18 protein-coding genes are annotated in these 21,469 nt (G+C 60.7%); 10 read left to right on the top strand and 8 right to left on the bottom strand.

Annotation, left to right across the window (positions count from 1 at the left end; all coding sequences use genetic code 11):
• Window positions 1–447 precede the first annotated feature (447 nt).
• The 4 genes from ACSBQV_RS11725 to ACSBQV_RS11710 form a co-directional block, all read right to left on the bottom strand.
• Window positions 448–1,734, bottom strand: a complete 1,287-nt coding sequence (locus tag ACSBQV_RS11725; protein ID WP_241900780.1) for an alginate export family protein — start codon at window positions 1,732–1,734, stop codon at window positions 448–450.
• 44 nt (window positions 1,735–1,778) lie between these two features.
• Window positions 1,779–2,678 carry a VOC family protein gene (locus tag ACSBQV_RS11720; protein WP_168177249.1) on the bottom strand — a complete coding sequence of 300 codons (900 nt, stop codon included), beginning with the start codon at window positions 2,676–2,678 and terminating at the stop codon, window positions 1,779–1,781.
• Between the two features lie 524 nt (window positions 2,679–3,202).
• Window positions 3,203–5,398: a catalase/peroxidase HPI gene (gene katG / locus ACSBQV_RS11715; protein WP_099782252.1), complete on the bottom strand. Its 2,196-nt coding sequence runs from the start codon at window positions 5,396–5,398 to the stop codon at window positions 3,203–3,205.
• A gap of 259 nt (window positions 5,399–5,657) precedes the next feature.
• Window positions 5,658–7,061: a coniferyl aldehyde dehydrogenase gene (locus ACSBQV_RS11710; RefSeq protein ID WP_434991445.1), complete on the bottom strand. Its 1,404-nt coding sequence runs from the start codon at window positions 7,059–7,061 to the stop codon at window positions 5,658–5,660.
• A 220-nt stretch (window positions 7,062–7,281) separates the two neighbouring features.
• Between ACSBQV_RS11710 and ACSBQV_RS11705 the strand changes: the two genes are divergently transcribed.
• Both ACSBQV_RS11705 and ACSBQV_RS11700 read left to right on the top strand, forming a co-directional pair.
• Window positions 7,282–8,112: an alpha/beta fold hydrolase gene (locus tag ACSBQV_RS11705; protein WP_033643735.1), complete on the top strand. Its 831-nt coding sequence runs from the start codon at window positions 7,282–7,284 to the stop codon at window positions 8,110–8,112.
• A 67-nt stretch (window positions 8,113–8,179) separates the two neighbouring features.
• Window positions 8,180–9,124 (top strand): NAD-dependent epimerase/dehydratase family protein, encoded by a 945-nt coding sequence (locus ACSBQV_RS11700; protein WP_099782251.1) that lies wholly within the window; start codon window positions 8,180–8,182, stop codon window positions 9,122–9,124.
• Window positions 9,125–9,263: 139 nt separating this feature from the next.
• On the opposite strand, the gene ACSBQV_RS11695 is transcribed toward ACSBQV_RS11700, so the two are convergent.
• Together ACSBQV_RS11695 and amiA are read right to left on the bottom strand one after the other, a co-directional pair.
• A complete protein-coding gene (locus ACSBQV_RS11695) occupies window positions 9,264–10,316 on the bottom strand; it encodes a porin (RefSeq protein WP_099782249.1) in 1,053 nt (350 codons plus the stop codon).
• A gap of 54 nt (window positions 10,317–10,370) precedes the next feature.
• On the bottom strand, window positions 10,371–11,213 hold the full coding sequence (gene amiA, locus ACSBQV_RS11690) for an N-acetylmuramoyl-L-alanine amidase AmiA (protein WP_099782247.1): 843 nt from the start codon (window positions 11,211–11,213) through the stop codon (window positions 10,371–10,373).
• 339 nt (window positions 11,214–11,552) lie between these two features.
• Here amiA and ACSBQV_RS11685 point away from each other — a divergent pair, with 339 nt between their 5' ends.
• The 7 genes from ACSBQV_RS11685 to ACSBQV_RS11655 all read left to right on the top strand — a co-directional run bounded on the left by ACSBQV_RS11685 (window position 11,553) and on the right by ACSBQV_RS11655 (window position 17,973).
• The gene (locus ACSBQV_RS11685) at window positions 11,553–12,923 is read left to right on the top strand and encodes an MFS transporter (protein ID WP_089197224.1); all 1,371 of its coding nucleotides are present in this window, start codon (window positions 11,553–11,555) and stop codon (window positions 12,921–12,923) included.
• A gap of 18 nt (window positions 12,924–12,941) precedes the next feature.
• Window positions 12,942–13,340, top strand: a complete 399-nt coding sequence (locus ACSBQV_RS11680) for a hypothetical protein (protein WP_226886098.1) — start codon at window positions 12,942–12,944, stop codon at window positions 13,338–13,340.
• Window positions 13,341–13,386: 46 nt separating this feature from the next.
• The gene (locus ACSBQV_RS11675; protein ID WP_232099496.1) at window positions 13,387–14,463 is read left to right on the top strand and encodes an ABC transporter substrate-binding protein; all 1,077 of its coding nucleotides are present in this window, start codon (window positions 13,387–13,389) and stop codon (window positions 14,461–14,463) included.
• Window positions 14,464–14,505: 42 nt separating this feature from the next.
• Complete coding sequence (locus tag ACSBQV_RS11670; RefSeq protein WP_099782245.1) at window positions 14,506–15,516, top strand: FecCD family ABC transporter permease; 1,011 nt, start codon at window positions 14,506–14,508, stop codon at window positions 15,514–15,516.
• Window positions 15,503–16,270, top strand: a complete 768-nt coding sequence (locus ACSBQV_RS11665; RefSeq protein ID WP_046896420.1) for an ABC transporter ATP-binding protein — start codon at window positions 15,503–15,505, stop codon at window positions 16,268–16,270. The genes ACSBQV_RS11670 and ACSBQV_RS11665 overlap by 14 nt, the downstream gene beginning before the upstream one ends.
• Window positions 16,271–16,372: 102 nt before the next feature.
• Window positions 16,373–17,248 (top strand): glyoxalase III HchA, encoded by an 876-nt coding sequence (hchA, locus tag ACSBQV_RS11660; RefSeq protein WP_033643728.1) that lies wholly within the window; start codon window positions 16,373–16,375, stop codon window positions 17,246–17,248.
• Window positions 17,245–17,973, top strand: a complete 729-nt coding sequence (locus tag ACSBQV_RS11655) for a PA1136 family autoinducer-binding transcriptional regulator (protein ID WP_042784996.1) — start codon at window positions 17,245–17,247, stop codon at window positions 17,971–17,973. Before hchA ends, ACSBQV_RS11655 begins: the two co-directional genes overlap by 4 nt.
• Here the strand turns inward: ACSBQV_RS11655 and ACSBQV_RS11650 are convergent.
• Entirely contained in the window at window positions 17,970–18,860 is an 891-nt protein-coding gene (locus ACSBQV_RS11650) for a LysR substrate-binding domain-containing protein (RefSeq protein WP_099782243.1), read from the bottom strand. The two genes, ACSBQV_RS11655 and ACSBQV_RS11650, sit on opposite strands and share 4 nt — an antisense overlap.
• Window positions 18,861–18,989: 129 nt before the next feature.
• On the opposite strand from ACSBQV_RS11650, the gene ACSBQV_RS11645 reads away from it, so the two are divergent.
• Window positions 18,990–19,562, top strand: coding sequence for a hypothetical protein (locus tag ACSBQV_RS11645; protein WP_099782241.1), 573 nt, complete (start codon window positions 18,990–18,992; stop codon window positions 19,560–19,562).
• A gap of 51 nt (window positions 19,563–19,613) precedes the next feature.
• Here ACSBQV_RS11645 and ACSBQV_RS11640 read toward each other — a convergent pair whose 3' ends face one another.
• The gene (locus ACSBQV_RS11640; protein WP_099782239.1) at window positions 19,614–21,320 is read right to left on the bottom strand and encodes a hemolysin; all 1,707 of its coding nucleotides are present in this window, start codon (window positions 21,318–21,320) and stop codon (window positions 19,614–19,616) included.
• Window positions 21,321–21,469 lie beyond the last annotated feature (149 nt).

Here is a 21,469-nt window from a genome sequence, read left to right as displayed (position 1 = left end):
CACAGGTTTGAAAATCAGGGGTAATTAAAGTGATATCATTGGCTTGCCTCCTTGGTCTGGCTTGAATATTGCGTTCAAGCGGAATATATCCTTATCATTAATCACGGTGAGGAATTAATTGTGCACTGTGATTGAGTTAAAGCAGTATAAACACAATTATTTTATTAATTAGTTATTCTTATATGAATCTTTTACATAAGATATGAGTAAAAGACGTGTTTAAATAACTCGTTGGAATTAAATCTTTATTTAATATTTCTCTGTAATCGGCGCGCGGCGTTTGCGTCGCTGATTTATCTTTCTGCTTTTCCAGCTTTTTATCTGTGAAATGCGGTGAGTAGCCGCCATTGCCGTAACGCATAGAGGCGGCCGCACGCCGGCTGTCGTCATTAATCGGATACGGGATTATTGAGGGCGCCCGCGTACACCGATTAACTTGCCTGATACTTAAAAACTGTAGGTGCCCTGCGCCAGGACGAAGTTCATGTTTTTCAGCCCGGCATGGTGCTGCAGGCTGTTGCTGACGTCGAAGTAAACATAGGCCACCTTGAACTGAAGATCGCTGCGCGGTGTCCAGGTTGTTTCGACCTGATACTGGTTGCCGATAAAGCGCGAGCCCTGCGCGCTGCCTTTCACCGGGCGCATCGGGCCGAGGTAGAAGGCATCCTCGCGGCGTTGCCGCCATAACGCGTCCCAGCTGAAGTCGATGGACAGGGTTTGCCACGGCGTGATCGTGACCGAAGGATGGATGGCGATCAGGTTCGCCGGCGCCACCAGCCCGTTCTCGGTCAGGTAGGGCAGCTTGGGATACATGGCGTTAAAGGTATTGAGCTGTCCGTCGTGACCGTTTTTATCGCCGCTGGCGATGCCAATCTTGCCGCCGAAGCGCGGCCGCCAGCGCCAGTCGTTCGCCGTATAGCCGGCGTGCGCCGACGCCGACCAGGCGCGGATGTCGCGCTGTTCCGCGCTGCCGAATTGCCAGGCGGCCTCATTGTCCCAGTCGAAGCCCTGCGCCGCGCCGAAAATGCGCGCGCCGACGGTGTAGCGCCGCTCTTGCCCGCTGAGCTGCGCGTAGTGGGCGTCGTTATCTTCAAAGCCGAAGGTATAAAGATCGAGCGAGGAAGCCAGCGGCGTCAGCGGTGTGGTGCCGTACAGCCCCCATACCTTTTGGCTGTTGTCGGTATTGTCGTCGAAACTGCCGGTCTTGAGCGTAATGGGGTGGCCGATAAAGGCGTCGAGGCGGTTTTTGTCCTTGACCCAGCTGGCGCGGATAGCGTCGAAGGAGCGGCGTACGTTGGGGCCGTCGCGGGTGCCCAGCAGGTGCAGCGAGCCCAGCGCAATCTCCTGGCGGCCGATCCGCAGGGTGCCGAGGCCGTAGGCGGTGGGCAGTTTCATATCCACATAGCCCTGGCCGAGGTAGGCATGATCTTCGTCGGTCGGCTTGCGCCCGCGGTCGCGCGGCGTGGCCAGCGACGATCCCACCTGCACATAGGCGCCGACATAGTCGCCGTAGTCGAGGCGCGCGCCAACCAGCAAGCGCTGCATGAAGGTGTCGTCGCGTCCGCCGTTCAGATCCCGCTGATCCGTCCATTCATAGCGCTCGCGCAGTGAACCGTCGAAAGACAACGTGGCCGCATCGCCCAACGGGATGTTTTTCCAGGGGGAAGCGGCGGGCTCCGCCGCCAGCGCGGGGAGCGTGGAGAACAGCAACAGTGCGGGTAGCGTGCGTTTCATCATGGATATCCGAAGAAAAAAGCGCGCCGCAGCGCGCCTTGGGTTTATTTAGCCGTCTGGTGAATTTCGGCGATATAGCCGCCAGGGAAACGCACCAGCGCCGAGGCGCGGCGCTCCGCCGCCGTCGAACGCCACAGCACCTGCGCGCCGCTGGCCGTGGCTTTGGCCAGCGTGGCCGACAGATCGTCGACGCCATAGCCGGTGCGCTCATGGCCGAACGGATAAGGCAGATGTCCGTCGGTGACGAAAATGCGCGTTTTGCCGAAGCGGGAGTCCAGCTCGATCTGGCGGATCTTGCCGTTGCCGTTGCGGCCGATCGCCGCATCGCTGACTTGCGCGTCGCTCGCCACCTTGGCGTGCGAGAATGCCCGGTAGCTTTTAAGGAAATCGTCGACGCGATAGGCGGAGAGATACAGGCGGTTTTCCGGCACGCTCAGCAGCGGCTTGTAGTTGGGCGCTTTGGTGTGCCAATAAAGCTGCATGTTGACGCCGCCGGGCCACTGGATCACTGCGTCGCGGCCAATCGGATCGTCGAAGGGTTCGACCTGCACATCGGCGCCGGCGGCCTTGGCTTGCCGGATGGCGGCGTCCATATCCCTGACCAGAAAACCGTTGCGCTCGGCACCAAACGGATGCGGGATCGGCGTTTTGAAATCGAACACCGAGAAGCTGCCGGCCGGCGTCAGTATCAGCTGGGAGTAGGTTTCGCTGGGCGTGGGCGTGACGTTGACCAGCACGCGTTCGGTGCTGGTGCCGCCGAAGGTTTTCAGGATGCTGTCGACAAAGGCATCCATCTTGCCGCGTTCGACGTAAACATGGGTGGTGTCATACTGCGGCCCCACGGCGACAGACGCCGTATCGGCCGCCCATGACATCGCCGGGAGCAGCAGCGCAAGGGCCGACATCCTCAGCCGACGAGAAGAAATGCCGATAATATGTTGCATGTTGACCTCCAGGTAGCGGTTATTTTCCTGAGTGAAGCGTAATTTTCCATGAGCTTTCCCGTCGGCTGAAAAATAAAAACCAAAAGCGCAATGCGCGCCGTGAAACATTAACGAAGGGCGAACGTCAGACGCCCAGGCGAATATCGCGCAGGTGCTGAATATCTATTTTTATGGCGTAAAACGATGGGGCGCCTTTGCCGGCCAAACCCGCTGCCGCTAAGGGACGGCGATGATGAGACCCGCCTCGCCGCGTGTTGAGGTGTATCGAGGATAATCCATAACGGTCATCTCCTTGATGGGATATATCGCATTAACGATGTGAGTTTACGCTCTTCATTGCCCTCTAAATATAAATACAGCATTAAAAGAATTGCCGCCCATCAAATTTTTATATGACTTGTTGAGTAAATACGAATAAGCGGGAAAAGAGAATATCGCGGCGCCTGACAGGGCTGACGTAGAGGGGGAGGCGGTGTTTACCTCGGGAGAGAAAACGGCCTGCCGAAGCAGGCCGTTGGAGGGCGTTACGCCAGATCGAAACGATCGAGGTTCATCACTTTGTTCCAGGCGGCGACGAAGTCGTGGGCGAACTTCTCTTGCACGTCGGCGCTGCCGTAGACTTCGGCCAGCGCGCGCAGCTGCGCGTGCGAACCGAATACCAGATCGACGCGGGTGCCGGTCCATTTGACCGCGCCGCTGCGGCGATCGCGGCCTTCGAACAGGCCGTCTTCACCGACCGGGTGCCAGGTGGTGCCCATGTCGAGCAGGTTGACGAAGAAGTCGTTGGTCAGCGCCTGCGGGCGGTGGGTGAACACGCCGTGCTGCGTGCCGCCGACGTTGGCGCCGAGCACGCGCAGCCCGCCGACCAGCACCGTCATTTCCGGCGCGGTCAGGGTCAACAGCTGCGCCTTGTCGACCAGCAGCGTTTCGGCCGGCACGCGGTATTTGCCCTTCAGGAAGTTGCGGAAACCGTCGGCGAGCGGCTCCATCGCCTCGAAGGAGTCCACGTCGGTCTGTTCCTGCGAGGCGTCCATGCGGCCCGGGGCGAACGGCACCGTCAGGGTGAAACCGGCGTTCTTCGCCGCCTGTTCCACGCCCGCCGCGCCGGCCAGCACGATCAGGTCCGCCAGCGAGACGCGCTTGCCGCCGGTCTGCGCATCGTTGAAGGCGCGTTGGATGCTCTCCAGCTTGGCCAGCGTCGCGGCGAGCTGCGCAGGTTGGTTGACCGCCCAGTCCTTTTGCGGCGCCAGGCGAATGCGCGCGCCGTTGGCGCCGCCGCGCTTGTCTGAGCCGCGGAAGCTGGAAGCAGAAGCCCAGGCGGTGGAGACCAGCGCCGACACCGCCAGGCCGGAAGCCAGCACGGCGTTTTTCAGCGCGGCGATGTCCTGCTCATCGATCAGCGGATGATCGACCGCCGGGATCGGATCCTGCCAAATCAACGCTTCCTGCGGCACTTCCGGGCCGAGGTAGCGCGCGCGCGGCCCCATGTCGCGGTGGGTCAGCTTGAACCAGGCGCGGGCGAAGGCGTCGGCCAGCTCCTCCGGGTGCTCATAGAAGCGGCGCGAAATCTTCTCGTAGGCCGGATCGAAGCGCAGCGACAAGTCGGTGGTCAGCATGGTCGGGCGGCGTTTCTTGTTGGGATCGAAGGCGTCGGGAATGGTTTCACCGATGTCTTTCGCCACCCACTGGTGCGCGCCGGCCGGACTTTGGCTCAGCTCCCATTCGTATTCGAACAGGTGACGGAAGAAGTCGTGGTTCCACTGGGTCGGGGTGGTGGTCCAGGTGACTTCCAGGCCGCTGGTGATGGCGTCTTTGCCGACGCCGGTGCCGAAGGTGCTGTGCCAGCCGAGGCCCTGCGCTTCCAGTCCGGCGGCTTCCGGATCGGCGCCGACGTGAGACGCCGGGCCGGCGCCGTGGGTCTTGCCGAAGGTGTGGCCGCCGGCGATCAGCGCCACGGTTTCTTCGTCGTTCATCGCCATGCGGGCGAAGGTTTCACGGATGTCGCGCGCGGCGGCCACCGGATCGGGATTGCCGTCCGGGCCTTCCGGGTTGACGTAAATCAGGCCCATCTGCACCGCCGCCAGCGGGTTTTCCAGATCGCGGTCGCCCGAGTAGCGGCTATTCGGCCCGCCGCTCAGTTCCAGCCAGATCTTCTCAGAGCCCCAGTAGACGTCGTCCGGCTCCCAGGTGTCGGCGCGGCCGCCGGCGTAGCCGAAGGTTTTGAAGCCCATCGATTCCAGCGCCACGTTGCCGGTCAGGATAATCAGGTCGGCCCAGGAGATGTTGCGGCCGTATTTCTGCTTGATAGGCCACAGCAAACGGCGCGCCTTGTCGAGGCTGACGTTGTCCGGCCAGCTGTTGAGCGGGGCGAAGCGCTGCTGGCCTTCGCCTGCGCCGCCGCGGCCGTCGCCGATGCGGTAGGTGCCGGCGCTGTGCCAGGCCATGCGGATGAACAGGCCGCCGTAGTGGCCGAAGTCCGCCGGCCACCATTCCTGCGAGTCGGTCATCAGGGCGTGCAGATCCTGTTTGACCGCCGCCAGATCGAGGCTGTTGAAGGCATCGGCGTAGTTGAAGTCTTTATCCATCGGATCGGACAGGGGGGAGTGCTGGTGCAGCGGTTTCAGGCTGAGCTGATTAGGCCACCAATCCTGATTGGTGGGGCCGTTCTGCGGTGCGGGCTGCTTGCCGCCCGAAAACGGGCATTTGCTTTCAGTTGTCATAATGCGCTCTCTGCTTCCGTAAAGATGCTCCAGCCGCCGGGCGTGGAGCGGTTAACAAGGCATGCGGGTAAGGCTTGCGTCGGGTGTTGCGCTAAATAACTGAACTCAATCGATTTACGTCACCCTCGCCGCCAACGGGCAAAGGGGGACATAGGGCTAAGCTTAGTCAGCGGCGGCGGAGAGATAAAATAGGAATGAGTGAATATTGTGATAGCTTGCGGCGATTTATGGGTGTGCTATTGATAGTCAACACGCCGCGTTATCGGCGCCGCAACATGAACGCGAGCACTGCGTCCGCCAGCTTGCCGAACGGCGCGCGCAGCAGGTCGGTAAAGCGCCAGCGGCTCTGGATGAAAACGCCTTTGGCGTGGCTCAGCGCCCGAAATCCTTCGATGCCGTGACAGGCCCCCATGCCACTGGGGCCGATGCCGCCGAACGGCAGGTCGTCCTGGGCGAAGTGCAGCAGGGTGGCGTTGATGCTGACGTTGCCGGAGGCGGTGCGCGCCAGCAGCCGGTCCCGATCCTCGCCCGGCGGGCCGAAGTAGTAGAGCGCGAGCGGGCGCGGCGCGGTGTTGATAACGTCGATCGTTTCATCAAAGGCGGCGTAGGTACGCACCGGCAGCAGCGGCCCGAAGATCTCTTCTTGCATGATCGCGCTGTCATCGGGGGCGCCGACGATAAGCGTAGGGGCCAGCGTGTTCGGCCGTTCAGACGCCGAGTCCGGGCGGTGGCCGACCGGATGGAGTTGCGCGCCGCGCGCCTGTGCGTCGGCAAGCAGCGCTTGCAAGCGGTGGTAGTGCCTGTCGTTGATGATGGCACCGTAGTCGTCGCCGGTTGGCCCGTCGGGATAAAAGCTTTTAACCGCCGCGTCATAGAGCGCCATGAAGCTTGCCAGATCGTCCTGATGAACCAGCAGGTAATCGGGCGCGATACAGGTTTGGCCCGCGTTCGACAGCTTGCCGAACGCCACGCTCTTGACGTTTCTGGCGTTAACCGCGCCGCGCGCCATGACGGCAGGGCTTTTGCCGCCCAGTTCGAGCGTTAACGGCACCAGATGTTTGCCGGCCGCCTGCATGACCTGACGGCCGATCGCCGTGCTGCCGGTGAACACCAGATGGTCGAACGCCAGCTCGCTGAATCTGGCCCCGACGTCCGGCCCGCCGGTCACGACGGCGACCTCATCGGCGGGAAACAGCGCCGCCAGCAACATTTCGATGAGGCGGCTGGTATGCGGCGTGAGCTCCGAAGGTTTCAACATCACGCGGTTGCCGGCGGCCAGGGCGGTGGCCAGCGGGATGAAGGTCAACGAAAACGGGTAGTTCCACGGCGCCATGATGCCAATCACGCCCTTGGGCTGATATTGCACATAGGCGCGTGCGGCCTGATACGGCAGGGCGACGTGGCGGCGCTCCGGCTTCATGAAGCGTTTCAGGTTGCGCAGCAGGTAATCGATCGCCTGAACGGTGACCAGAATCTCCAGAATGTCGGTTTCGTAAGGCGAACGGTGGCCGAAGTCCGCGCTGACGGCCGCCGCCAGCGCGGCGCGCTGGGCCAGAATGGCGCTCCGCAAGCGGCGCAGGGCGGCCTTGCGCTGTTGCATCGTCGGCGCGCCGTCGCGCAGGAAGGCGTGGCGCTGGGCGGCAAGCCGCGGCTCCATCGTCATGAGGATGTCATCTCCCTGCACTTGAATTCTCCTGATGCCGAGTGAAAGCGGGAATGCGGTTTGCCGAATGGGGTTTGACCTTAAAGTGAACTTTAAACCTATACTCGTTAAACGATCAACGCAAGATCGTCGGCCAACCGGGATGAGGGAGCCAGAGATCCCGGTGCCGTGCGCAGTATAAACCTTCTTTTTTAACCAGAGTGTAAATGGGAGAAACGACATGGGTTATGTAACGACCAGCGATGGCGTCGAGATTTTCTACAAGGATTGGGGCCCAAAAAACGGCAAGGTTATCTACTTCCACCACGGCTGGCCGCTGTCCAGCGATGACTGGGATGCCCAGATGCTGTTCTTCGTGAACAAAGGGTTCCGCGTGGTTGCGCACGATCGTCGCGGCCACGGCCGCTCCAGCCAGGTGTGGGAAGGGCACGACATGGATCACTACGCCGATGATGTCGCCGCGGTGGTAAAACACCTCGGCGTACAGGGCGCCATGCACGTGGGCCACTCGACCGGCGGCGGTGAGGTGGTGCGCTATATCGTGCGCCACGGCGAGGACAAGGTGTCCAAAGCGGTGCTGATCAGCGCAGTGCCGCCGCTGATGGTGAAAACGGACAGTAACCCGCAGGGCACCCCAAAATCGGTATTCGATGATTTCCAGGCGCAGCTGGCCGCCAACCGGGCGCAATTCTATTACGACGTGCCCGCCGGCCCGTTCTACGGCTATAACCGTCCGGGCGCCAAACCGTCGGAGGCCATTATCTGGAACTGGTGGCGGCAGGGCATGATGGGCGGCGCCAAGGCGCACTATGACGGCATCGTCGCCTTCTCGCAGACCGATTTCACCGAAGATCTCAAGAAGATTGCCATTCCGGTGCTGGTGATCCACGGCGACGACGACCAGGTGGTGCCTTATCAGGACTCCGGCGCGCTGTCGGCCAAGCTGGTGCAAAACGGCACGCTCCATACCTATAAGGGCGCGCCGCACGGCATACCGACCACCCATGCCGATCAGGTCAACGCCGATCTGCTGGCGTTCGTGAACAGTTAAGCGCGAACAAGCACTTTTGCTCCGCCCTGAGTGGGCGGAGTTTTTTTCATTGCGATGAGGAACGCCAATGCAAACGATCCTGGGCGCCAGTGGCCAGATCGCCCAAGAGCTGGCGCGTGAACTGAAGCGCGCGTACACCGATGATTTAAGATTGGTCAGCCGCAACCCGAGGAAGGTCAACGACAGCGATACGCTGGTCGCGGCCGACCTGCTCGATGCACAGCAGACCCTGGCGGCGGTGAAGGGCAGCGACGTGGTGTATTTCGCCGCCGGCCTGCCGCCGGATTCGGCGCTGTGGGAGCGGCAATTTCCGACCATGCTGCAGAATGCGTTGGACGCCAGCCGTACCGCGGGCGTGCCCTTTGTTTATTTCGACAATACCTATATGTATCCGCAGAACGGCGAGCCGCAGACGGAATCGACGCCGTTCGCGCCTCGGGGGCGCAAGGGACGGGTGCGTGCCCTGATGACCGAGAAGGTGCTCAACGAGATGGAGCGCAAGCAGATCCCCGTGCTGATCGGCCGTGCGCCCGAGTTTTATGGGCCGGGAAAAACGCAGAGCTTCACCAATGCGCTGATCGTCGACAGGCTGAAAGCGGGGGAAAAACCGCGCGTGCCGGTTCGCGACGACAGGCTGCGCACGCTGATCTGGACGCCCGACGCCAGCCGTGGGTTAGCCCGGCTCGGCAATACGCCCGACGCGTTCGGCCAGACGTGGCATCTCCCGTGCTGCGACGAGCGGCTCACCTATGCGCAGTTCGCCGCGTTGGCCTGCGAGGTGTTTGGGAAGGACATTTCATATTCCGTTATCGGCAAATGGGCGTTGATCGCTGCAGGGTTGGTTTCGTCCGGCGCGCGTGAGATGCGCGAGCTGCTGCCGCGCTACGAGCACGATAACCTGTTCGACTCGACCAAGTTCAAACAGCGTTTTCCCGACTTCGCCGTCACGACGTATCGCGCCGGGCTGGAAACGATTTGGCGGGAGTGGAAAAACGCGCAAGCGCCGCGCTGAGGCGTCCGTCGCGCCATGAGCAGGCGCATTCGGCACCCTGTCATCACTCTGCCCTCATGATCCTCTCGCACCGTCTCGATCGGCGCGAGCGAGCCTCGCCCTTCACCGGGCGGGGCTTTTTATTGGCTGCGGCAGCGCGTCACCAGTGATAGCTGATGCCCATATCGAGTTTGTCTGACGCATCGACGCCGGGGGCGTGCCGAGAAAGGTTATTGAATTCATAGTTAATAAACACCTGCATGTTGCTATTGAGCAACCAGGTCACGTCCAACTCCTCGTAGTTCAATAAGTCGGTGTTGCGGCCTGCCCGGGCCTGTATCAAACGGGTATAGCCGATGTTGGGCTGAATATGGTCCGTCAGCCGGTATTTGGCGAGCGCTTCATAACTGGACGCCGAGCCGCGGTTAGCGGTTTGTTGCGGGCTGATGGCGTTGTCGCTTTGGGTGAACACGGCCGCGAGATAGATTTTTTTCGACGCATAGAGAACCCCCTCGGCCAGCGTATCGATGCGCCGACGATAGCCGGCGGCGCGTTGCTGGCGCTGCGTGGTTTGAGACGCCGAAGCGGCGGCGATGAGGCTGAGCGTCGGCGTCAGCGCATAGCGGAAGGAGGCGCCGAACCCGTTGCCGTTTTGTTTGCCCAGCGCCTGTCGATCGTCGCCGTCTTTGAACTGATACTGCAGCGCGAGGGCGGCGTGCCGCTGAAACAGGCTGAAAGGTTTGCGGTAAGTGAGCAGGTTGTGCGCCCGGCCGCGCATAAAGTTGTCGATGTAGTTGTAGGCCATTTCTCTGAACAGCGGGGAGCGATCGGTCAGGGCGGTCACATCATAGAGCACGCCCCAGTTGCGGCCGATATCGAGGCTGCCCAGGGAGGCGTTCTGCACGCCGAGGTAGGCGAGCCGGGTGCTGTTTCGGGTGGCGTCGGCGAAGCTGACGGTATATTCCCAATGGGCGTAGGCCCGCCAGCGCGGCGCGATCTTTTTTTTGCCGATCAGGCCGAAATAGAGATAGCTGCGGTCGCCGTCGTCGCGTTCGCTTTGGCCGCTGTAGCGTCTGGCGATAATCGTGCCGTAGAAATTCAGGCTGCTGTGTTGCGATACCGTCAGCGGCACGGCGAAGGCGCTGCGCGGCAACAGGGCCAGCAGCGGGAGCCACAGGCTCGCCGAAAAAGCGCGAGGATTGCATTTTATCATGATGACGCCGTCCCTGTGCGCGGCAAGCCGGCCGGCTTGCCGTCCTGGTGAAGCTTAAGCGTGTGTGACGTGTTTAAAGTAGCTGACGATCCCCTGCGTGATGGCGGTGGCGATTTTATTTCGGAATGCAGGGGTGCCCAGCAGCCTTTCTTCCTCGGGGTTGGTGATGAACGAGGTTTCCACCAATACCGAAGGAATGTACGGGGATTTCAACACCACGAAGGCCGCCTGTTCGGTATTTTTGGCATGCAAATGATGGATGGGCGCAATATGTTGGATCAGGTGCGAGCCCAGCGTCAGGCTTTCTTTGATGGTTTCCGTTTGTTCCAAATCAAACAGTATCTTCTGCAAATAGCGATCTTTCTTGATGACGTGGGGGCCGGCGAGATCGTCCGCCGCGTTTTCACTGTTCGATAAGTATTTCGCCATCGCGCTGCTGGCGCCCTTAGTGGAAAGCGCAAAGACCGAAGCGCCGCAGGCGCTGGGGCAGGTAAAGCCGTCGGCGTGAATCGACATGAAAAGATCCGCGCCATGTCGGTGCGCGATCTCCACCCGATCGTACAGCGGAATAAAAACGTCGCTGTCGCGCGTCAGGCGGGCATCGATGCCGTGTCGATCGAGCTGCGCCCGCACGTTTCTGGAGATCGCCAGAACGACATGTTTTTCCAGCGAACCGGTGTGGCCAATGGCGCCGGAGTCGATGCCGCCATGGCCGGGATCCAACATGACCAGGAATCGTTTTCGCGCACCCTGAGGGCCCGCCTGTTTTTTGGGGCGTGGCAAGCCGTGGGCGCTAGCCAGCGGAGAAACGGCGCTATTGAGCGCCAGAGCCGCCAGCCCGGCCAGCATCATTCTGCGGCGGGACAAGCGCGTGTTCAAAAGGTCCTTCTTAGCCATAAGGTTAACCCGCATAAAGGGAAGGTTGTTGTGTTATAACATAACAACTTATACTGGTATCATCGTCGTCTGTTAGCGCCTGTTACTTTTAATGTCATTCTATAAAACAACTGGTTTTTTATACTGATTATAGTTATTTGATTGGGTGTTTATATTGTGACTTATTTGTATTTCATTTGTTAATTCTTATTTTGAAACACTATGCAATCCAATATTTCAAATGAGATTTATTACCATCCAATAATGATATGTTATAACGTAATTACAAAAATTGATAAAAACGGCGTCTTTGCCGCCGGCATGCCGGCATAAAGACACCCACGTTTTTGGAGCGTTAACATGACTTTTAAACACCAGGAAAAAGAGACGCTAAATCTATTCGCGGTTCTCGCCGTCTCGTTAAGCACGGTCATCGCCATGCTCGACAGCACCATCGCCAACGTAGCGCTGCCGGTGATCGCGAAAGATTTCGCCGTTTCCGAATCGGCCTCCATCATGATTATCAATGCCTACCAGTTTGCCGTCGTCGCGTCGTTGATGCCCTTTGCGGCGCTGGGCAGAGCGGTGGGCAATAAAAAAATCTTTATGGCCGGGGTGGTGCTGTTTGCTTTCTCCTCGTTGGGCTGCGCGCTTTCCGACACGCTGGCGATGCTGACGGCGTTCCGAGTGATACAGGGCTTCGGCGCGGCGGCGGTGCTCAGCGTCAATGCGGCGCTGATTAAGGAGATCTACCCGGCAAGGCTGCTGGGGCGCGGCCTGGGGATTAACGTGATGGTGGTGTCGGTTTCCGCCGCCGCCGGGCCGTCCATCGCCTCGGCGATACTTTCTCAAACGAGCTGGAACTGGCTGTTCACCATCAATGTTCCCATCGCCTGCCTGTCGCTGCTGCTGAGCGTGATATTTCTGGGCTCCCGCGAGCGGCGCAACGTTGGCTTCGACAGCGGGGGCGCCCTGTTGGTGTTTGTGCTGTTTATCGCTTTCTCGCTCAGCACGATGAGCATGACCACCCGCCATCTGCCGGCGGCGGCGCTGAGCTTTGCGGTATTCGCCGGACTGGCTGGGTGGCTGTACATCAATCAGAAAAGAAAGGCCAACGCCGCGCTGATCCCGGTCGCGATGCTGCATAACCCGACGCTGTCATTGTCTTTGCTGATGTCGATGCTGTCTTACAGCACCCAGCTTTTGGCTTTTGTATCGCTGCCTTTTTATTTCCACAATGTCCTGCAAAGAAACGTGGTGGAAATCGGTCTGCTGCTGACCGCCTGGCCGCTGGCCACCATGGTGTCGTCGTTGATTTCCGGCGATTTGACCAAGAAATACGATCCCAATCTCGTCGCCCTGTCAGGCCTCGCCTGCTTGTTGGCTGGCATGCTGCTGATGGCCAACCTGCCGGCCGATCCGTCGAATGGGGCAATCGTATGGCGTGTGGCGCTGTGCGGCATCGGTTTCGGCCTGTTTCAATCACCGAACAACCTGCTGATCATGACTTCGGTCTCTCATGAAAACAGCAGCATCGCCAGCGGTCTGTTGGGCAGTTCCCGGTTGATCGGGCAAATCGTCGGTTCGGCGTTAGTGGCGATTTTCTTCAATATGCGCGGCGCGCAAGCGACGACTATCAGCTTAATGGCGGGGGCGGCATTCTCGTTTCTCTCTCTGGCCGTGAGCTATATGCGCTTCAAGTCCGCCGTTACGTTAAAAACCAGCAAATAAGCACGTTCGAGGTTTCCCATGCGATTCATCCACCTGGTGCCGCTCATTATCGGGATGGCGGCGTTTTCCCTCAGCGGCTGCTCGACCTACCACGACGTGGCGCTGCAACAAAAAGAGGCGGGGCTCAATAGCCCGTATTATCTGTTGCAGCCGCCGGTGTATGTCGGCGATCGGCTGAAATACGGCCTGAAGGACGGCAGCGGCGGCGAGCTGACGGTTGCGAAGGTTGAACCGAAAGACATCGTTGCCGACAGCGGAAAAATCATTCCCCTGTCGCAACTCTCTTTCCTGCAGCGAAAAGACATTTCCGAAGGAAAAACCGCCGCGTTGGTCGGCGGCGGCGCGGTCGCCACCGCGGCGATCGTTTTCGTTGCCGGGATCACCATCATGGCCGCCGGCATCGCCGCCTCGGCCTGACACCGCTCATCGACGCGCGCCATTTCGCGTGCGCGCAGGAGGCCTCATGGCCGTAAAACTGACATTCATCGCCACCGCCTTGCTGGCGATAGCCGCTTTGCCGATGCTGCCTTGCGCCGGCGCCAGCCAGCCGGAAGCGGCCGCGCTGCCGCAGAGCGCGGCGGCGCAAACGCTGCCCGGCAGCTACCCGCGGATCGTCATCACCGGCAACTGCCCCTTCGGCGTGATCCTGGCCAACGAGGCGGCCTATCGGCACGTCGTCGGCGTCGGCCCCTGGGCATTCATGCATGCCGATATGCATGTGTTGAAAGACATGAAGCCTGACATCGGCAGGATCACGTCCGATTTCATCAATAAGGACTATCGGGTCAACATGGAGTCGTTAATGAATCTGCGGCCCGACATCATTTATTACTACGGCAAAAGCCAGGACGATCGGCTGGAAAGGGCGGGCGTGATGACGGTCGATCTGGACGCCGGCGGGAAGACCAAATACCAGCCGATGGTCACCCAGGTGTATTGGGAAAATACCTTCGCCGACACCCTCGGCCTGCCGCGCACGCATAAATTCAAAGACGCCTGGGAAAGGACCCTGAAGCAGATCCGCCCCTATGCCGCAGCCATCCGCGCGCAGCACGTCAGGGCGTTATATCTGGAAGAAAGCGACGGCAGGCAGTTGAAGGTGAGCGGCCCGCACACCTACGGCGACACCTATCTGAAAATGGCCGGCATGGATAACGTCGCCGTGGATTTGCCGGTGAAGGGCGATGCCGGCAGGTACATCAACGTGTCGATGGAGCAGATCATGGCCTGGGATCCGGATGTGATTTTCGTGGTGTTCGGCAGCGCAAAAGCGCTGCTGCACGGGGGGATCCCCGGCCAGGCGTGGGAGACGCTCAGGGCGGTGAAAAACGGCAAGGTTTTCTCGACGCCGGTGGGCATTCACAACTGGGGGGGCCTGTCGGCGGAAACGTCACTGTTGCCGCTGTTCATGATCAACCGATACGCGCCCGAAGACATTAGCGATAAGACGATGCGGCAGGAGACGCGTCGTTATTATCAGACGATGTTCTCCTACGCGATCCCGAACCGGTTGCTGGATGAGGTGCTGGCGCAACGCTAGCGCCACGGTTGAATAGCGTTAATCCATTGGAGGAGCTTGGGGATGCCGGGCAGAGGAAAATATGCGGCGATCATGGCGGGATTGTTCATTTCGCTGTGTGCAGTCGCCTTCGCATCGCTGTTTGCCGGCCGCTACGCCTTGTCGGCCCATGATGTGGCGCAGATTTTATGGCAGGGGAACATGCCGGGGGAAAACCAGGCCCGCTATTCGGTGATTTTTAACCTGCGCGCGCCGCGGGTAGTGGCGGTGATGCTGGTGGGCGGCGGGTTGGCGGTCGCCGGCGCGACCTTTCAGGCGGTGCTGAAAAACGCATTGGCCAGCCCGGACGTGCTGGGCACGTCTTCCGCCTCCGCCTTTGGCGCTGCGCTGGGCATTCTATTGAGTTTGCCTTTTGCCCTGAGTTCGCTGCTGTCGTTTCTTTTCGGCGTGGTGAGCCTGTTGCTGGTGCTCGGCATCTGCCGCCTCAAACGCCGGCAGGATGCGCTCACCACGCTTTTGTCCGGCATGATTATCGCGTCGCTGTTTATCGCGTTTGTCTCGGTCATAAAATATGTCGCCGATCCGCAGGATACCTTGCCGGCGATCGTCTTCTGGCTGATGGGCAGCTTCGCTTCGGTAGCGAAAGCGCAGGTTTATTGGCTGATCCCGCTGTTTGCGGCGTGTTACCTGACTATCTACCGGCTCAGGTGGAATATGAACATTCTCTCGCTGGGAGACGACGAGGCGCGCATCGCCGGTCTGAATCCGCCCCGGCTGAAGATCCTGTTGCTGATCGCCGCCTCTCTGCTGGTTTCCGCCTCGGTGGGCTTGGCCGGCGTGGTGGGGTGGGTCGGCTTGGTGATCCCGCATTTGGTGCGAAGCGTGTTGGGGTATAACCACGGTCGCCTGATCCCGGCTTCGGCGCTGAGCGGGGCGCTGTTTTTGCTGGTGATCGACAATATCGCCAGAGGCGCCACCTACGCTGAAATCCCGATCGGCATCCTGACCGCGCTGATCGGCGCGCCGCTTTTCGCCCTCCTTTTTATTATGAGCAGCAAACATGATCACCGTTAGCCAGTTGACCCTGGGGTTCAAAGGGTGTGAGCCCATTCTCGACAACGTCAGTTTTCATCTGAAACGCGGTGAGATCCTCAGCGTGCTCGGGCCGAACGGCGCCGGTAAAACCACGCTGCTGAGACATGTCGCGGGCCTGTGCCGGCCCTTGTCAGGCGTGTGCCAGATCGGCCGCATCGACAATCGGCCCGCCCGACTGGCCTATGTGCCGCAGGCGAAAACGCCGCATTTCGCGTATGGCGTGCTCGATTTTGTCACTTTCGGCTGCGCTCGCCAGGCGGGGTGGTTCGCCGGGCCGCGGCGGCAAGATTTCGCCAAGGCGCAGGCGGTGTTGCACGCGCTGGAGATCGCGCCGCTGGCGCAGAAAAACATCAATCAGATCAGCGGCGGGGAACTGCAGATGTGTTATTTCGCCAAGGCGCTGGCGGCGGACCCCGACGTCATGATCCTCGACGAACCGGAGTCGAACCTGGATTTTTACAATCAGGCTAAAATGATCGAGATGCTCTGGCGCCTCGCCAAAGAGCGGCAGATGACGATCGTGCTGAATACGCATTTTCTGCATTACGCCGATCGCATCTCCGACAAGTGCCTGCTGATGAATAAGCGACAGTGCATGTTTGGCGATAAAAACGCCTTGCTGCAAGAGGATATCCTGGAGCGCTACTTCCAGGTGCCGGTGAGAAAGTGCCGGTACGAATATGCCGGCGTCAGCGAAGAAACGTTCATTGTCGCGCTACGGCACCCCGCTTGAGCGCCGCCAGTGCGAGGGCGATTGAGGGATATCCCTCATTGCGGCCCCGCCGGCGGTTATTTAAGCTGAAAGAGAAATGCAACGGTGAATATGGAGATAATCATGACTGATTCAGTATCCAACGATCGTAATCCCACCCCGGATGTGGCGGAAGACAACGCGTTCTTCCCATCACCTTACTCCCTCAGCCAGTACACCTCGTCCAAAACCGACTTCACGGGCGCCAGCTACCCGAACGCCTATCGCGGCGGCAAGTGGAAGGTGCTGATGATCGCCTCGCAGGAGCGCTACCTGCTGATGCAAAACGGCAAGTTCTTCTCCACCGGCAACCATCCGGTCGAGATGCTGCTGCCGATGTATCACCTGGATCTGGCCGGTTTCGAGATCGACATCGCCACGCCGTCCGGCGATCCGGTGAAGCTGGAGATGTGGGCGTTCCCGCATGAAGACCCAGCGGTCAAGGCCACCTATGAGAAGTACCGCAGCCAACTCAAGCAGCCGAAAAAGCTGACGGAAGTCGTGAAGGATCTGGATGGCGGCAACTACCTCGGCGTTTTCATTCCCGGCGGCCACGGCGTGCTCAACGATATCCCGTTCAGTGAAGAGGTGAAAAAGACGCTGCACTGGGCCCATGACAACGATCGCTACGTGATCTCGCTGTGCCACGGGCCGGCCGGTTTGCTGGCGGCGGGCATTGGCGAGAGCAAAGACGATTTCCTCTATCGCGGCTATGAGATGTGCGTGTTCCCGGATGCTCTCGATACAGGCGCCAACATCGACATCGGCTATATCCCCGGCCCGATGCCCTGGCTGGTGGGCGAACGCCTGCGTGAGCTGGGCGTGAAGATCGTCAATGCCGACATCACCGGCAAGGTGCATAAAGATCGGCGCCTGCTGACCGGCGACAGCCCGCTGGCTTCCAACAACCTCGGTAAACTGGCGGCGGAGACGCTGCTGGCCGACGTCGCTGCGCGATGAGCGACGAGATCGCGCAGCGCGCTTTCCAGACGGCGTTGGCGATGGACCACGAGCGAACCCTGTCCGCCATTCAGGGGCGGGTTCGCGCCTTCGCCGCGCCGTTCGGCTTCGATCGCTTTGTGCTGTTTTCCGCTTCCGCCACGGCGGAGGCGGGGATCGAGCATATCTATTGGGTCGAAGGCGACTGGTTCGGCGAGGGGGAGGCGGTCGATGCGCTGACCTACGTGCGGCACTGCCCGGTGACTCGCCACATGCTGCGGGCCAGCGAGCCGTTCTTCTGGACCAAGACCCGGGCGCAGCAGGGAGAGCGCTACCGGATTGTGCGCACGCCGCGCGGCGCGGGCCTGCACGGCGTGCAAATCCCGGTGTTCGGCCCCGCCGGCCTGGAGGGTGCCGTCAGCCTGGGAGGCGAGCGCATCGACGCCTCGCCGCCGGTGCGGTTGGCGCTGTCGCTTGTGGGCACGGCGGCCTTTTTGGCAGCGCGGCGGTTGTTCGAACCGGCGGCCGGCAAAGAAGAAGGCCGGCTGTCGGCGCGCGAACGTGAGGTGCTGAGCTGGACCGCCATCGGCCGACGACAGGCGGATATCGCCGCGATGCTCGGCCTGTCTGAACGCACGGTGGAAAACCACCTGCGCCGCATTCGCCGGCGCCTTGGCGCCGCCACCACCGCGCAGGCGATCAGCGTGGCGATCCGCCTGGGCGAAATTGCCCCCGAGAGCCGTTAGCCTGCCGCCATTTGCCGCAGCAGCCACTCGCGCAGCGCAATGATATCGGGGCGCTGCGCGGTCTCTTCGGTGGTCATCAGATAGTAGTTGGCGCCGGGTAACGCCATCTCGAACGGTGCGGCCAGCACGCCGCGCTGCAACAAATCGCGCGCCAGCAGCCGGCTGGCGATCACCACCCCCTGGCCGGCCACCGCCGCCTGCAGCGCATGGGTTTCGTCGCTGAAGGTCAGCCCGGCTTCCACGTTCAACCCTTCCGGCCCGTAGCGCCGCCGCCAGTTCTCCCAGGTCGGCGAGTCGGCGGGCACCTGCCGATGCGCCACGTGAAACAACGTCACCCGCTGCAAATCCTCGATGCGCGCCAGCGCCAGCGCCGGGCTGGCGACCACGATAAAGCGATCCTCATGCAGCAGGGTGCAGTGCAGATCGGTTTCCGGCGTTTCACGGTAGCGGATGGCGACGTCCACGGTGCGCTGGCTGAGATCCACCCGCTCGACGCTGGTGTGCAGGCGCAGATCGATGGCGGGAAACTCCGCCTTGAAATCCGCCAGGCGCGGCACTAACCAATGGGTGAGAAAATTGGAGGTGGTGGTGACGGTCAGCGCCGGCGGCTGCCGGGCGCGGGTGATTTGGGCGACGGACTGTTCCAGCGCGGCGAAGGCGCGCTGGGTGCCGGCATACAGGATCTCGCCGGTCTCGGTCAGGCTGACGCCCTGCGCGCTGCGCTCGCACACCCGGCATTCCAGCACCGATTCCAACAGCTTGATCTGGTGGCTGACCGCCGTCGCGCTGACGCCCAGCGCCTCGGCGGCCAGTTTGAAGCTGCGGCAGCCGGCCACGGCGTGGAAAGCGCGCAGCGCGCCCAGCGGCGGCAAACGGGGTTTTCTCATGGCTGAGTTATTCTCATCTAAGGCTGAAAACTATGAGTTTGTCTGACCGATTATACAAGAGATAGGCTACTGACATGTGAAAAGGGAAATGAATTTATTTCATCATTTCCACCCTATCGGGAGTGAGCGATGAGCCTTTCTATCAACAACGGCGCCCTGGGCGCCATGACACACACGGGAACGGCGGCGAGCGCCCTGGCGCTCAGCGTGCCGGTCGCGGCGGGCGCTTTGCTGCTGGAGGCGGAGAGCCTGCAGGGCATCGGCGCGACCCTGATGCTGCTGACGGCATTGGCGCTGGCGTTTCTCGGCGGCGCCGCACTGGCCCGCTGGCAGCCGCTGCGGAACCGGCCTGCGCTGGCGATTCTCCGCCACGGCTTTTTGCTGGCGGCGGCGGGATGGCTATTCACATTGCTGATGCTGTTTGGCGGCCATGACTGGCCGGCTCTGCTGGCGGGTCTCGCCCTCGGCGGCCTGGGGCAGGGCGTTGCCTACCGCACGGCGGTGGAGGAGAAAGCGGCGTTCGCCGTGGCCTGCAGGCTGACGACGGTGGTGACTATCGTGGCCGTAGTGATTGCCGCTTCGCTGGTGCAAACCTACGCCGCGCCGGGCGTGAGGGGGAGCTGTTTCGCGCTGGCGTTGCTGGTCGATCTGGCGTTGCTGGGGGCGTTGCTGGCGCGGGTGGCGGAACGGGATGGGGAATGAACTGTCACGCTGAAGGTAAACAGCCCGCCCGGGGGAATGGGCGGGCTTCGCTTAGGCGGCCGCCAGTTCTTGCGGCGTAACGGTTTGCAAACCGACAAGCTGAATGGCCGGCTGCTCCAGATTGATGCCAAAGTATCCTTGATCCCAATTGTAGATATTGACGATGTGCTGATTGAGCGCGCTTTCGCCCTGCATGAATATCGACAGATCCTGCGTATGGGTTTGCGCGTTGTAGTTCAGTGAGAAGCTGCTGTTTGATCCTTCGGCGCCGAAGGCCAGCAGGTGGTTGTCGATAGACAGGGAGGAGGACTGTAAAAAGCCCAGCTCGAAGCTGTCGTCGATGTAGATATTGTGGGTCTGCTTCACGGGAATATTCAGCAGGCTGTTGGGGAAAGGCACATCGTTGGACAACATGCTCAGGTTCACGCCGAGATAATCCTGCGGCGCGCTCCCTCCCGGCGCAGTGGTATAACCGTGCTCGAAACGAATCTCGCTGGAGCCTTTGCCCAGGTTGACCTCCAGGCCGTTGGCCGGCGTCAGCACCCGATCGTTAAAGGTGACGTTGTCCTTAAAGTCGGTCAGTTTCACCGCTTCGATGTTGTACAGCCCGTCCTTAAAGCCATACAGCCCGATGCCGTTTTTCTCGATCACCCCGCGTCCGCCGTAGCTGCCCTGGGCGTCAAACTTCAGGTTTACCCCGTGCGACAGGCTGGAATAATCGACCGTATCGTGGCCGCTGCCGCCGTCGATCACCGTCCAGCCGTAGTTGCCGGCGTTGTTTTGCCAGCCGCGCGGCACGCTGATGATGTCGTCGCCGCTGCCTGTGTTAACGGCGATATTGCCGAACGCCAGCGTGAAATCGTCGTCATGCAGCGTACCGACGCGGTACAGATTCGGCGTAGACAGCACGTCGGCAATGTCGTTGAAAATCGCCGAGCCGATATCCAGCTTGCCGGGAATGAGGCTGCCGCCGCCGGTCACGCTGCTGCCGTAGGATTCGGTGTAGAAATCACGCGCCGCTTCGGCGGCGAGGCGGATGGTTTCGTGGCCAATGCCGAGGGTGGTCAAATAGGTGGGCACTTCGCCCGCCAGCAGCGTTTCAACTACGTAGCTGAGGTTTTTCATCTGCATGGAGACCTGCGCCGCCGCAATCAAATCGTAGGTGCCGCTTTCGACCTTAAAAGGTGAGGTGTCGTTGGTCGCCACCCATTCGGTAAAGAACGAGGTGTCGCCTAAATAAGAGAACAGCGTGGTGCCGGCCCAGGGGGAATAGTTGGGGGCGCCGGTCGAGGAGGCGTCGGTGAACACTTCGGACGCCGCCGCGCCGGCGTCGATCAGGCCGACCTCGTGAATGTCCGGCACTTTGGCGCTGGTGGGCGGGGCATCCGGCAGCGGCGCGTTGGGATCGCTGCTCAGATCGACGCCAAACAGCGTTTTGGCGAAGTTTTTGGCGATGTTGTCGGAGGCATTCTGAATGCGCGCCTCCCAGTCATCGGGCACATGCCCGGTGCGCAGCTCATACTGCAGCTTGGTTTGGTCGCGAATGTAATGGGCAAACGCCCCCTGATTCGAGTTCACGCCATAGGCGCCTTTGATCCAGGTATACACCGCGATATCCACGCCCTCAATGGGTTGGTTGGCATGGTTGGGATCGGTGAGCGCATCGACGGATGCGGCATACACGGCCGGCCAGTCGCCGGCTTTGGCGGCCTCCCAAATCGCTTGCAGTTTTTCTCGGTCGGTAATGACGTAAGCCATATAAACACTCCTTGTTGCTGAGAGATTGCTGTGAAATTCAACATGATGAATGGAAGCGCGCGATGGAATAAACCGAAACCCGAACAGCCAGAAACGCGCATGCCGCGATCTGCAGCGAACGATGGGCGGCAGGCGCCCATAGCGAAAGG

Source organism: Serratia sp. B501, from assembly GCF_051172315.1.
Taxonomy (GTDB): Bacteria; Pseudomonadota; Gammaproteobacteria; order Enterobacterales; family Enterobacteriaceae; genus Serratia; species Serratia ureilytica.
This window is presented reverse-complemented; position numbering and strand designations above follow the sequence as displayed.